A 13,542-nucleotide genomic window follows, 5' to 3' on the forward strand; every position below is an offset into this window, starting at 1 on the left:
AGACTGGCGGCAGTGTAACAAAAAACAAAGCCCCGCATAAAGCGAGGCTATGAAAGTGTTAGCGGGTGAGATTAATCGCGGCTGGCGAAGCCCAGAATGCTCAGCAGGCTGACGAAGATGTTGTACAGCGAAACATACAGGCTAACCGTGGCACGAATATAGTTCGTTTCACCGCCATGAATGATGTTGCTGGTTTCAAACAAGATAGCGCCAGAGGAGATCAGAATGAAGACCGCGCTGATCGCCAGATGCAGGGCAGGCAGCTGCAGGAAGATATTAGCAACCATACCAATCAGCACCACCACAATACCCGCCATCAGCATACCGCCAAGGAACGACATATCTTTGCGGGTGGTCAGCACATACGCAGAGCAGCAGAAGAACACTAACGCCGTTCCACCCAGTGCCATAGCGATTACGTCACCCATTCCGGCAGACAGATAGGTATTCAGAATTGGTCCGAGGATATAACCCAGAAAACCGGTAAAGGCGAATGCGGAGATAATTCCGGTCGGCTTATTCGCCGTTTTATAGGTCAGGAACATCAAACCATACATACCCACCAGCGTCAGAATCAGACCCGGAGATGGCAGCATCAGCACCGTACTGGCAGTTGCGGTAATCGCCGAAAAGGCCAGCGTCAGGCTCAGCAGAAAATAGGTATTACGCAGCACCTTATGGGTGCTAAGCAGCGATGTACGGTCATGTGAAGAACTAACAATACGATCCATTGAGTCACTCTCTATGACAGATGTAATTAATTAAGCAGCATAATAATAATGCGCAAGGGTACCCAGAAGTTTTACCCATCTTTACGCATTTGATCTGGAACAGGTTTAACAGCGGATTATCAGGTCATTAAGCAAATATAACGCCCTGAGAATTTCGACAGGCAAAAGAAAAAGGGGTTAGCATTTAGCTAACCCCTTATCTTATTTGGCGGAAGCGCAGAGATTCGAACTCTGGAACCCTTTCGGGTCGCCGGTTTTCAAGACCGGTGCCTTCAACCGCTCGGCCACACTTCCGGAATGACGCGCACTATAAACATCCCGATGCGGCGTGTAAACCCCTAATTTGTTCGTTTGCCTGAAAAACAGCCAAAACCGCATTGATAGCGTGAAATAACAGCAGTTTGATCATTTCATCACCATGAATTCCTTCTCATTTACTCGTTTAGCAACTGGCTAAACGTCCCCAATGCCCTGCAAAAGAAAAATAGGTCCATTTTTATCGCTAAAAGATAAAACCACATGGTTTGTATTGTTTTGTGCAAAAGTTTCACTACGCTTTATTAACAATACTATCTGGCGACGTGCGCCAGTGCAGAAGGATGAGCTTTCGTTTTCAGCATCTCACGTGAAGCGATGGTTTGCCTTGCTACAGGGACGTCGCTTGCCGACCATAAGCGCCCGGTGTCCTGCCGGTGTCGCAAGGAGAAGAGACGTGCGATATGAATAACGAGGAAACATTTTACCAGGCCATGCGGCGTCAGGGCGTTACCCGGCGCAGCTTTCTCAAATATTGCAGTCTGGCTGCCACCTCGCTGGGATTAGGCGCGGGAATGGCTCCGAAGATTGCCTGGGCGCTGGAGAACAAACCGCGCATTCCTGTGGTGTGGATCCACGGTCTTGAATGCACCTGCTGTACCGAATCTTTTATCCGCTCCGCTCACCCACTGGCGAAGGACGTCATCCTTTCCCTGATTTCCCTCGATTACGACGATACCCTGATGGCTGCCGCCGGAACCCAGGCAGAAGAAGTCTTTGAAGACATCATCACGCAATATAATGGCAAATATATCCTCGCAGTAGAAGGTAATCCGCCGCTGGGCGAGCAGGGGATGTTCTGTATCAGCAGCGGTCGACCGTTTATTGAGAAACTCAAACGTGCCGCTGCCGGAGCCAGTGCGATTATCGCCTGGGGAACCTGCGCGTCCTGGGGCTGCGTGCAGGCCGCGCGGCCCAATCCAACGCAGGCCACACCAATCGACAAAGTGATCACCGACAAACCGATCATTAAAGTGCCGGGCTGCCCGCCGATCCCGGATGTGATGAGCGCCATCATTACTTACATGGTGACGTTTGATCGTCTGCCGGATGTCGACAGAATGGGCCGTCCATTGATGTTCTATGGTCAGCGTATTCACGATAAATGTTATCGCCGCGCTCACTTCGACGCCGGAGAGTTCGTGCAGAGCTGGGATGATGACGCTGCCCGTAAAGGTTACTGTCTGTACAAAATGGGCTGCAAAGGGCCTACCACCTATAACGCCTGTTCCTCCACACGCTGGAACGATGGCGTTTCCTTCCCGATCCAGTCTGGTCACGGCTGTCTGGGTTGTGCGGAAAATGGTTTCTGGGATCGCGGTTCATTCTACAGTCGCGTAGTCGATATTCCACAAATGGGTACTCATTCCACCGCCGACACCGTCGGTTTAACCGCGCTTGGCGTGGTGGCTGCGGCTGTTGGTGTACATGCGGTCGCCAGCGCTGTTGATCAGCGCAGACGTCATAACCAGCAACCTACAGAAACCGAACAACAGCCAGGCAATGAGGATAAACAGGCATGAGCACTCAGTACGAAACTCAGGGATACACCATCAACAATGCCGGACGCCGCCTGGTGGTCGACCCGATTACGCGCATTGAAGGCCACATGCGCTGTGAAGTGAATATTAACGATCAGAATGTGATCACCAATGCCGTCTCCTGCGGCACCATGTTTCGCGGGCTGGAGATCATTCTGCAAGGGCGCGACCCGCGCGATGCGTGGGCGTTCGTGGAACGTATCTGCGGCGTCTGTACCGGCGTACACGCTCTGGCTTCGGTCTATGCCATCGAAGATGCTATCGGCATTAAAGTGCCGGACAACGCTAATATCATCCGCAACATTATGCTGGCGACGCTCTGGTGCCATGACCATCTGGTGCACTTTTATCAGCTTGCCGGGATGGACTGGATCGATGTGTTAGATGCGCTGAAAACCGATCCCCGGAAAACCTCCGAACTGGCGCAAAGTCTCTCCTCATGGCCGAAATCATCACCTGGCTATTTCTTCGACGTACAAAACCGCCTGAAGAAATTCGTTGAAGGCGGCCAGTTGGGGATCTTCCGTAACGGTTACTGGGGGCACCCGCAGTACAAACTGCCGCCAGAAGCCAACCTGATGGGCTTTGCCCACTATCTCGAAGCTCTCGATTTCCAGCGTGAGATCGTCAAAATCCACGCGGTCTTTGGCGGTAAAAACCCACATCCAAACTGGATTGTCGGCGGAATGCCTTGCGCTATTAACATTGACGAAAGCGGCGCGGTCGGGGCGGTCAATATGGAACGCCTGAATCTGGTGCAGTCGATCATTACCCGCACGGCGGATTTCATTAATAACGTGATGATCCCCGACGCTTTAGCCATCGGTCAGTTCAACAAACCGTGGAGCGAAATCGGCACTGGTCTTTCTGATAAATGTGTCCTCAGTTACGGGGCGTTCCCGGATATTGCCAACGACTTTGGCGAGAAAAGTCTGCTGATGCCTGGCGGCGCGGTGATTAACGGCGACTTCAACAATGTGCTGCCAGTGGATTTGGTTGATCCGCAGCAGGTGCAGGAGTTTGTCGATCACGCCTGGTATCGTTATCCCAACGATCAGGTCGGGCGTCATCCGTTCGATGGTATTACCGACCCGTGGTACAACCCCGGCGATGTCAAAGGCAGCGATACCAACATTCAGCAGCTGAATGAACAGGAACGCTACTCGTGGATCAAAGCGCCACGCTGGCGCGGTAACGCGATGGAAGTGGGGCCGCTGGCACGCACATTGATCGCTTATCACAAAGGCGATGCTGCGACTGTTGAGTCGGTCGATCGCATGATGTCGGCGTTGAACCTGCCGCTTTCCGGCATCCAGTCAACGTTAGGCCGCATTTTGTGTCGCGCGCACGAAGCGCAGTGGGCCGCAGGTAAGTTGCAGTATTTCTTCGACAAGCTGATGACCAACCTTAAAAACGGCAATCTTGCCACCGCCTCCACTGAAAAATGGGAACCTGCAACCTGGCCGACAGAGTGCCGTGGTGTCGGTTTTACCGAAGCGCCGCGCGGGGCGTTAGGCCACTGGGCTGCCATTCGCGATGGCAAGATTGATCTCTACCAGTGTGTGGTGCCGACCACCTGGAACGCCAGCCCGCGCGACCCCAAAGGGCAAATTGGCGCTTATGAAGCCGCGCTGATGAACACCAAAATGGCGATCCCCGAGCAACCGCTGGAGATCCTTCGTACTCTGCACAGCTTTGACCCGTGCCTCGCCTGTTCAACACACGTGCTGGGCGACGACGGTAGCGAGCTGATCTCCGTGCAGGTGCGTTAACAGCGAAGGAGAATCATCATGCAACAGAAAAGCGACAACGTTGTCAGTCACTATGTCTTTGAAGCACCCGTGCGGATATGGCACTGGCTGACGGTGTTATGCATGGCGGTGTTGATGGTCACCGGTTACTTTATCGGCAAGCCGCTGCCTTCGGTCAGCGGTGAGGCGACGTATCTGTTTTATATGGGCTACATCAGGTTAATTCACTTCAGCGCCGGGATGGTTTTTACCGTGGTCTTGCTGATGCGGATCTACTGGGCTTTTGTCGGCAATCGCTACTCCCGCGAGCTGTTTATCGTGCCGGTATGGCGTAAAAGCTGGTGGCAGGGCGTGTGGTATGAAATCCGCTGGTATCTGTTTCTGGCAAAACGTCCGAGTGCCGATATAGGCCATAACCCCATCGCTCAGGCGGCAATGTTCGGCTATTTCCTGATGTCCGTCTTTATGATCATCACCGGTTTTGCGTTGTACAGCGAACATAGCCAGTACGCTATTTTCGCGCCGTTCCGTTATGTGGTGGAGTTTTTCTACTGGACGGGCGGCAACTCAATGGACATTCACAGCTGGCATCGGCTGGGGATGTGGCTGATTGGCGCGTTTGTTATCGGTCATGTCTACATGGCGCTGCGTGAAGACATCATGTCCGACGACACAGTGATCTCCACCATGGTCAACGGCTACCGTAGCCACAAATTTGGCAAAATAAGTAACAAGGAGCGTTCATGAGCGAGCAACGCGTGGTGGTAATGGGGCTGGGCAATCTGCTGTGGGCCGATGAAGGCTTCGGCGTGCGGGTGGCGGAACGCCTGTATGCTCATTACCACTGGCCCGAGGAAGTGGAAATTGTCGATGGCGGTACTCAGGGACTGAACTTGCTGGGGTATGTCGAAAGCGCCAGCCACTTGCTGATTCTCGACGCCATTGATTACGGGCTGGAACCCGGAACGCTACGAACGTATGCCGGAGAACGCATTCCGGCCTATCTCAGCGCGAAGAAAATGAGCCTGCACCAGAACAGTTTCTCCGAAGTACTGGCGCTGGCAGATATCCGCGGAAATCTGCCAGCACATATTGCCCTCGTCGGCCTGCAACCCGCGATGCTCGACGACTACGGCGGTAGCCTGAGCGAACTGGCTCGGGAGCAACTGCCCGCCGCGGAACAGGGGGCGCTGGCGCAACTGGCTGCGTGGGGAATTGAGCCGCAACCGGCTAATGAATCGCGCTGTCTCAATTATGACTGTCTGTCGATGGAAAACTACGAAGGCGTTCGCTTGCGCCAGTACCGGATGACGCTGGAGGAGCAGGAATGAGCAACGACACGCCATTTGATGCGTTGTGGCAACGTATGCTGGCGCGCGGCTGGACGCCGATCAGTGAATCCCGTCTTGACGACTGGCTTACGCAAGCGCCAGACGGTGTGGTGTTATTAAGCAGTGACCCGAAACGCACGCCAGAGGTCAGCGATAATCCGGTAATGATTGGCGAATTACTGCGCGAGTTTCCTGATTATACATGGCAGGTAGCGATTGCCGACCTTGAGCAAAGCGAAGCCATCGGTGATCGTTTTGGCGTATTTCGTTTTCCCGCCACACTGGTTTTTACCGGTGGTAGCTATCGCGGCGTGCTGAATGGTATTCACCCGTGGGCGGAACTGATAAACCTGATGCGCGGGCTTATTGAACCGCAACAGGAGCGTGCCTCATGAGCGAAACTTTTTTCCATCTACTGGGGCCCGGAACGCAGCCTGATGATGATAGTTTTAGCATGAATCCACTGCCGATTACCTGTCAGGTGAATGATGAACCGAGTATGGCGGCCCTGGAGCAATGTGCTCATAGCCCGCAGGTGATTGCGCTATTAAACGAGTTACAACATCAACTAAGCGAACGCCAGCCGCCGCTGGGTGAGGTGCTGGCAGTCGATCTGTTCAATCTCAACGCCGACGATCGTCACTTTATCAATACGCTTCTCGGGGAAGGGGAAGTGTCAGTGCTCATTCAGCAGGCTGATGGTAGTGAAAGTGAAATTCAGGAGGCGATCTTCTGCGGATTATGGCGGGTTCGCAGACGTCGCGGTGAACAGTTGCTGGAGGACAAACTGGAGGCTGGCTGCGCGCCGCTGGCATTGTGGCAGGCGGCAACGCAAAACGTCTTGCCGACAGATTCGCTGTTACCGCCGCCCATTGATGGCCTGATGAATGGCCTACCGTTGGCGCATGAATTACTGGCACATGTACGTAATCCTGACGCGCAGCCGCACAGCATTAATCTGACGCAATTACCTATCAGCGAGGCTGATCGGCTTTTTCTCTCACGTCTCTGTGGGCCGGGAAATATTCAGATTCGCACCATTGGCTACGGCGAGAGCTATATCAACGCGACCGGCCTGCGGCATGTCTGGCATTTACGCTGTACGGACACCTTAAAAGGCCCGTTACTTGAGAGTTATGAAATCTGCCCAATACCGGAAGTGGTGCTGGCAGCGCCAGAAGATTTGGTCGACTCTGCGCAGCGGCTTAGTGAGGTATGTCAGTGGCTGGCGGAAGGTGCATCGACGTAAAAAGACGGTAAGTATCGCTTTCAGGCTTATGAATATCGCAATCGGCGAATACCTCTGGTCGTAGAGTTTCAGGATAAAGAGGGAGATCTACCATTAACGGGTTATTTTTCTCTCTTCGCCTACAGGAGTGCGCATGTGGGATGTCATTGATTTATCGCGCTGGCAGTTTGCTCTGACCGCGCTGTATCACTTTTTATTTGTACCCCTTACCCTGGGGCTGATTTTTTTGCTGGCTATCATGGAAACCATTTACGTGGTCACCGGCAAAACAATCTACCGCGATATGACGCGCTTCTGGGGTAAGCTCTTCGGTATCAACTTTGCTCTTGGCGTGGCTACCGGCCTGACCATGGAGTTTCAGTTTGGTACTAACTGGTCATTCTATTCCAACTATGTGGGCGATATTTTTGGCGCACCGCTGGCGATGGAAGCATTAATGGCCTTCTTCCTCGAATCCACCTTTGTCGGGCTGTTCTTCTTCGGCTGGCAACGGCTGAATAAATACCAGCACCTGCTGGTAACGTGGCTGGTGGCGTTCGGTTCAAATCTCTCTGCGTTGTGGATATTGAATGCCAACGGTTGGATGCAATATCCGACCGGTGCGCATTTTGATATCGACACCCTTCGTATGGAAATGACCAGCTTCAGCGAGCTGGTCTTTAACCCGGTCAGCCAGGTGAAATTTGTGCACACCGTAATGGCGGGCTACGTGACCGGGGCCATGTTTATTATGGCGATCAGCGCCTGGTATTTACTGCGCGGACGGGAGCGCGATGTTGCATTACGCTCGTTTGCCATCGGTTCCGTCTTCGGTACTCTGGCGATTATCGGTACGCTGCAACTCGGAGACAGTTCTGCGTATGAAGTCGCGCAAGTACAACCGGTAAAACTGGCGGCAATGGAAGGGGAGTGGCAAACGGAACCTGCACCTGCACCGTTCCATGTAGTTGCCTGGCCGGAACAGGATCAAGAGCGTAACGCCTTTGCCATCAAAATTCCTGCGCTGCTAGGGATCCTCGCCACTCACTCATTAGATAAACCCGTGCCGGGTCTGAAGAATTTGATGGCTGAAACCTACCCACGCTTGCAACGCGGACGTATGGCCTGGCTGTTAATGCAGGAAATATCGCAAGGCAATCGTGAGCCGCATGTGTTGCAGGCATTCCGGGAGCTGGAAGGCGACCTTGGTTACGGCATGTTGCTCTCCCGCTATGCGCCGGATATGAACCATGTCACAGCTGCACAGTACCAGGCGGCGATGCGTGGCGCGATACCTCAGGTTGCGCCGGTATTCTGGAGTTTCCGCATCATGGTGGGCTGTGGTTCTCTGCTGCTACTGGTGATGCTGATTGCGCTTTTCCAGACGCTGCGTGGCAAAATCGACCAGCATCGCTGGGTACTGAAAATGGCGCTCTGGAGTTTGCCGCTGCCGTGGATTGCGATTGAAGCCGGGTGGTTTATGACCGAGTTTGGTCGTCAGCCGTGGGCGATACAGGACATCTTACCGACATACTCCGCGCACTCCGCCTTAACCACAGGACAACTGGCTTTCTCACTGATCATGATCGTAGGGCTTTACACCCTGTTCTTAATCGCCGAAGTCTACCTGATGCAGAAATATGCCCGTCTGGGGCCGAGCGCGATGCAGAGTGAACAACCGACGCAGCAACAGGGGTAAAGGAGAAAATCATGTTTGATTATGAAACATTGCGCTTCATCTGGTGGCTGCTGATTGGCGTGATCCTGGTGGTCTTTATGATCTCCGATGGATTTGACATGGGGATTGGCTGTTTGCTGCCGCTGGTGGCGCGTAATGATGATGAACGCCGGATAGTGATAAACAGCGTTGGCGCGCACTGGGAAGGCAATCAGGTCTGGTTAATCCTCGCAGGTGGGGCATTATTTGCCGCCTGGCCCAGAGTGTATGCAGCGGCGTTTTCCGGCTTTTATGTGGCGATGATTCTGGTGCTGTGCTCGTTGTTCTTCCGCCCGCTGGCCTTTGATTATCGCGGAAAAATCGCCGATGCACGCTGGCGTAAAATGTGGGATGCCGGACTGGTCATCGGCAGTCTGGTGCCGCCGGTAGTCTTCGGTATTGCCTTCGGCAACTTGCTGCTCGGCGTGCCGTTTGCCTTCACACCGCAATTACGCGTGGAATATCTCGGCAGTTTTTGGCAACTGCTGACGCCATTCCCTTTATTGTGCGGATTGCTCAGCCTTGGGATGGTGATTTTGCAAGGTGGCGTCTGGTTACAACTAAAAACTGTTGGTGTGATTCATCTGCGTTCACAGCTGGCGACCAAACGCGCCGCACTGCTGGTGATGCTGTGCTTTTTGCTGGCGGGTTACTGGCTGTGGGTCGGTATTGATGGCTTTGTACTGCTCGCCCAGGATGCTAACGGTCCTTCCAATCCGTTAATGAAACTGGTGGCAGTGCTACCTGGTGCCTGGATGAATAATTTCGTCGAATCGCCCGTTTTGTGGATCTTCCCGCTGCTGGGGTTCTTCTGCCCATTGCTGACGGTGATGGCGATTTATCGTGGTCGCCCGGGTTGGGGATTTTTGATGGCATCATTGATGCAATTTGGCGTGATTTTCACGGCAGGCATCACGCTGTTCCCTTTTGTCATGCCTTCGAGCGTAAGTCCGATCTCCAGCCTGACGTTGTGGGACAGCACTTCCAGCCAGCTGACGCTGAGCATTATGTTGGTAATCGTGCTGATATTTTTGCCCATTGTGTTGCTCTACACTTTCTGGAGCTACTACAAAATGTGGGGGCGCATGACGACAGAAACTCTCCGCCGTAACGAAAACGAGCTGTACTAAGGAGCAGGAACAATGTGGTATTTACTTTGGTTCGTCGGCATTTTGTTGATGTGTTCGCTCTCCACCCTTGTGTTGGTATGGCTGGACCCGCGTCTGAAAAGTTAACGAATGTAAGCCTGATGAGGCACATTAGCGTCGCATCAGGCAATCAATAATGTCGGATATGAAAAGCGGAAACATATCGATGAAAGCGATCTTGATCCCATTCTTATCTCTTCTGATTCCGTTCACCCCGCAATCTGCATTCGCTCAGAGTGAGCCGGAGCTGAAGCTGGAAAGTGTGGTGATTGTCAGTCGTCATGGTGTGCGTGCCCCAACCAAGGCCACGCAACTGATGCAGGATGTCACCCCAGACGCATGGCCAACATGGCCGGTAAAACTGGGGTGGCTGACACCGCGCGGTGGTGAGCTAATCGCTTATCTCGGGCATTACCAACGCCAGCGTCTGGTGGCTGACGGATTGCTGGCGAAAAAGGGCTGCCCGCAGCCTGGTCAGGTCGCGATTATTGCTGATGTCGACGAGCGTACCCGTAAAACAGGCGAAGCCTTCGCCGCCGGGCTGGCACCTGACTGCGCAATAACCGTACATACCCAGGCAGATACGTCCAGTCCCGATCCGTTATTTAATCCTCTAAAAACTGGCATTTGCCAACTGGATAACGCGAACGTGACTGACGCGATCCTCAGCAGGGCAGGAGGGTCAATTGCTGACTTTACCGGGCATCGGCAAACGGCGTTTCGCGAACTGGAACAGGTGCTTAATTTCCCACAATCAAACTTGTGCCTTAACCGTGAGAAACAGGACGAAAGCTGTTCATTAACGCAGGTATTACCATCGGAACTCAAGGTGAGCGCCGACAATGTCTCATTAACCGGTGCGGTAAGCCTGGCGTCAATGCTGACGGAGATATTTCTCCTGCAACAAGCACAGGGAATGCCGGAGCCGGGGTGGGGAAGGATCACCGATTCACACCAGTGGAACACCTTGCTAAGCCTGCATAACGCGCAGTTTTATTTGCTACAACGCACGCCAGAGGTTGCCCGCAGTCGCGCCACCCCGTTATTAGATTTGATCACGACGGCGTTGACGCCACATCCTCAGCAAAAGCAGGTGTATGGTGTGACATTACCCACTTCAGTGCTGTTTATCGCCGGACACGATACTAATCTGGCAAATCTCGGCGGCGCACTGGAGCTCAACTGGACGCTTCCCGGTCAGCCGGATAACACACCGCCAGGGGGTGAACTGGTGTTTGAACGCTGGCGTAGGCTAAGTGATAACAGCCATTGGATTCAGGTTTCGCTGGTCTTCCAGACTTTACAGCAGATGCGTGATAAAACGCCGCTATCATTAAATACGCCGCCCGGAGAGGTGAAACTGACCCTGGCAGGATGTGAAGAGCGAAACGTGCAGGGCATGTGTTCGTTGGCCGGTTTTACGCAAATCGTGAATGAAGCACGCATACCTGCGTGCAGTTTGTAATGCATAAAAAAAGAGCATTCAGTTACCTGAATGCTCTGAAGCTGATGACAAACGAAGAACTGTCTGATGCGTAGGCCGGAAAAGGCGTTCACGCCGCATCCGGCCACCTTACCTTCAGTTTTACTCTTTCTCGGAGTAACTATAACCGTAATAGTTATAGCCATAACTGTAAGCGGTGCTGGCGCGTTTAATCACACCATTGAGGATTGCGCCTTTAATATTAACGCCAGCCTGTTCCAGACGCTGCATTGACAAGCTCACCTCTTTGGCGGTGTTCAAGCCAAAACGCGCAACCAGCAGGCTGGTGCCGACAGAGCGCCCCACGACCGCAGCATCGCTCACCGCCAGCATCGGCGGCGTATCGACAATCACCAGATCGTAATGGTCGTTCGCCCATTCCAGTAATTGACGCATCCGATCGCGCATCAGCAGTTCAGACGGGTTAGGTGGCACCTGACCGCGAGTAATCACATCAAAGCCTCCTTTGCCAAAATGCTGGATCACTTTGTTGAGCTCATCTTTCCCTGCCAGATATTCCGACAAGCCATGTTCATTACTCACGGTAAACAGGTTATGCGAATAACCACGACGTAAGTCGGCATCAATAAATAACACTTTTTGATCGGACTGGGCGATCACCGCCGCCAGAGTTGAACTGACGAACGTTTTACCACTGTCTGGCGTCGCACCGGTGATCATCAGAATGTTATTCTCTGTCTCCATCATAGCGAAGTGCAGACTGGTTCGTAGCGCACGTACGGCTTCCACAGCAGAATCCGCCGGGTTATCCACCGCCAGGAAGGGGATATTTTTAGTACGATGGCGCTGCTGATTAGAAAATAAATTTTTCTTACGCAGACGGGTACGCTTATCCAGCCACTCGGACATCGGGATAGTGGCATAAACGCTGATGCCGTGCTCTTCCAGTTGTTCCGGTGCTTCTACACCACGACGCAACATCGCACGCGCCAGCACGGCACCCACCGAAATAAACAGGCCAAGAATAAAACCAAGCACCACATTCAACGCTTTTTTCGGTTTCACTGGCTGCGGCTGAGTGACTGCCGGGTCGATAATCCGCACGTTACCAATCGCACTGGATTTCGAAATACTCAACTCCTGCTGGCGGTTAAGTAATTGCAGATATACCGCACGGCCCGCTTCTACGTCACGGCTTAAACGCAATACTTCCTGTTGAGTGGAAGGCATTGCCGATACCCGCTTATTCAGGCGTTTGCGTTCTTGCTCCAGCGTCTGGCGTTTTTCCAGCAGCGCACGATAAGTTGGGTGATCTTTCTTATACAGCTGGGAGATCTCGGCCTCGCGGAAGGTCAGCTCATTGAGTTGATTATCAACGTTAACAATCTGCTCAAGAACGGCTTTGGCTTCCAGGTTAAGGTCAACCGAATCGCGCTGCTGGCGATAAACGTTGAGTTTTTCTTCCGCCTGGTCCAGCTCGCTGCGCACTTCTGGCAACTGGCGCTGTAAGAATTCAAGGCTTTGTGAATCCTGCGCCGCCTGGCGAGCGATATTCTGTTGCAAATAGTTGTTAGCGATGCTGTTCAGAATACGGGTAATCAACTGGGGATCATCACCGGTCATGGTAAGTTCCAGCATCCCGCTTTCTTTACTGCGTTCGCTAACGGTAAATGTTTCCTGCAACGCGTTAATCGCTTCCAGTTCGGTACGCTGGCTCAGGACAAACTGCGTTCCTGGTTTGGCCTTAATGTCCGCGATAGTCAGCGCAACGCCGTCTTTTTCCAGACGCTGGCCGACCATACCATTGACGGTGAACCCTTCACCTTCCAGCGTATAGTGGCCGTTTTCCCCAACTGTGAGTGTAAGTTGCTGATCCTGACCATTCAGTTGTGGGATATGCATCCAGCTGATCGCCAGCTCACCTGGTTTCTCTTTGGTTAATCTCGCCCAGCCGCGACCCACAATCGGAAAATACTTTTGCTCAACTATGTCGCGCAGATTCAGTTCAGCAATGGTTTTACCGAGAATCATGCGTGATTGCAGTAGTTGGATCTCCGGTGCTGACTCGGGCGATGAGTTAGGGATCATATCGCTCAGGCCGCTGAGAATGGCGTTGCCCTGTTTCTGCTCAACCTGGACCAGCGTATCTGCCTGATAAATTGGCGTGCTTAACAGCGAGTAAGCGACAGCGATCAGCGTGAACAACGCGGTTACGCTGATAATAAACTTACGGTGATCCCATAACTCGCCGACCAGACGAAGCAGATCGATCTCATTTTCCTGAGTGCTGCCTGGTGGCGTATTCATATTTTTAGTTGTCATCGTATTTTATAAAC

12 protein-coding genes and 1 tRNA gene are annotated in these 13,542 nt (G+C 52.9%); 10 read left to right on the plus strand and 3 right to left on the minus strand.

What is annotated here, in order from left to right:
* Nucleotides 1-71: 71 nt before the first annotated feature.
* Nucleotides 72-731, minus strand: coding sequence for an FtsH protease modulator YccA (gene yccA / locus BGE37_RS06210; RefSeq protein WP_000375136.1), 660 nt, complete (start codon nucleotides 729-731; stop codon nucleotides 72-74).
* Between the two features lie 206 nt (nucleotides 732-937).
* A tRNA-Ser gene (locus tag BGE37_RS06215) sits at nucleotides 938-1,025 on the minus strand.
* 425 nt (nucleotides 1,026-1,450) lie between these two features.
* Between BGE37_RS06215 and hyaA the strand changes: the two genes are divergently transcribed.
* The 10 genes from hyaA (at nucleotide 1,451) to appA (ending at nucleotide 11,227) form a co-directional block, all read left to right on the plus strand.
* The gene (hyaA, locus tag BGE37_RS06220) at nucleotides 1,451-2,569 is read left to right on the plus strand and encodes a hydrogenase 1 small subunit (RefSeq protein WP_001353311.1); all 1,119 of its coding nucleotides are present in this window, start codon (nucleotides 1,451-1,453) and stop codon (nucleotides 2,567-2,569) included.
* Nucleotides 2,566-4,359 (plus strand): Ni/Fe-hydrogenase large subunit, encoded by a 1,794-nt coding sequence (gene hyaB / locus BGE37_RS06225; protein ID WP_105287865.1) that lies wholly within the window; start codon nucleotides 2,566-2,568, stop codon nucleotides 4,357-4,359. The genes hyaA and hyaB overlap by 4 nt, the downstream gene beginning before the upstream one ends.
* 18 nt (nucleotides 4,360-4,377) lie before the next feature.
* The gene (gene hyaC / locus BGE37_RS06230; RefSeq protein ID WP_001186424.1) at nucleotides 4,378-5,085 is read left to right on the plus strand and encodes a Ni/Fe-hydrogenase b-type cytochrome subunit; all 708 of its coding nucleotides are present in this window, start codon (nucleotides 4,378-4,380) and stop codon (nucleotides 5,083-5,085) included.
* Nucleotides 5,082-5,669, plus strand: coding sequence for a hydrogenase 1 maturation protease (gene hyaD / locus BGE37_RS06235; RefSeq protein WP_032183885.1), 588 nt, complete (start codon nucleotides 5,082-5,084; stop codon nucleotides 5,667-5,669). The genes hyaC and hyaD overlap by 4 nt, the downstream gene beginning before the upstream one ends.
* Nucleotides 5,666-6,064 carry a hydrogenase-1 operon protein HyaE gene (gene hyaE, locus BGE37_RS06240; protein ID WP_000063962.1) on the plus strand — a complete coding sequence of 133 codons (399 nt, stop codon included), beginning with the start codon at nucleotides 5,666-5,668 and terminating at the stop codon, nucleotides 6,062-6,064. The genes hyaD and hyaE overlap by 4 nt, the downstream gene beginning before the upstream one ends.
* The gene (locus BGE37_RS06245) at nucleotides 6,061-6,918 is read left to right on the plus strand and encodes a hydrogenase expression/formation protein (protein ID WP_105271015.1); all 858 of its coding nucleotides are present in this window, start codon (nucleotides 6,061-6,063) and stop codon (nucleotides 6,916-6,918) included. Before hyaE ends, BGE37_RS06245 begins: the two co-directional genes overlap by 4 nt.
* A 133-nt stretch (nucleotides 6,919-7,051) precedes the next feature.
* Nucleotides 7,052-8,596 carry a cytochrome bd-II oxidase subunit 1 gene (gene appC, locus BGE37_RS06250; protein ID WP_088541660.1) on the plus strand — a complete coding sequence of 515 codons (1,545 nt, stop codon included), beginning with the start codon at nucleotides 7,052-7,054 and terminating at the stop codon, nucleotides 8,594-8,596.
* 11 nt (nucleotides 8,597-8,607) lie between these two features.
* Nucleotides 8,608-9,744: a cytochrome d ubiquinol oxidase subunit II gene (gene appB / locus BGE37_RS06255; protein WP_088541661.1), complete on the plus strand. Its 1,137-nt coding sequence runs from the start codon at nucleotides 8,608-8,610 to the stop codon at nucleotides 9,742-9,744.
* Between the two features lie 12 nt (nucleotides 9,745-9,756).
* Nucleotides 9,757-9,849 carry a cytochrome bd-II oxidase subunit CbdX gene (cbdX, locus tag BGE37_RS06260; RefSeq protein ID WP_000270305.1) on the plus strand — a complete coding sequence of 31 codons (93 nt, stop codon included), beginning with the start codon at nucleotides 9,757-9,759 and terminating at the stop codon, nucleotides 9,847-9,849.
* 79 nt (nucleotides 9,850-9,928) lie between these two features.
* Complete coding sequence (gene appA, locus BGE37_RS06265; protein WP_088541699.1) at nucleotides 9,929-11,227, plus strand: bifunctional acid phosphatase/4-phytase; 1,299 nt, start codon at nucleotides 9,929-9,931, stop codon at nucleotides 11,225-11,227.
* 120 nt (nucleotides 11,228-11,347) lie between these two features.
* Here appA and etk read toward each other — a convergent pair whose 3' ends face one another.
* Entirely contained in the window at nucleotides 11,348-13,528 is a 2,181-nt protein-coding gene (gene etk / locus BGE37_RS06270; protein ID WP_000208659.1) for a tyrosine-protein kinase, read from the minus strand.
* Nucleotides 13,529-13,542: the final 14 nt, after the last annotated feature.

The sequence above is a fragment of the Escherichia sp. MOD1-EC6300 genome, from assembly GCF_002965045.1.
GTDB lineage: Bacteria > Pseudomonadota > Gammaproteobacteria > Enterobacterales > Enterobacteriaceae > Escherichia > Escherichia coli_F.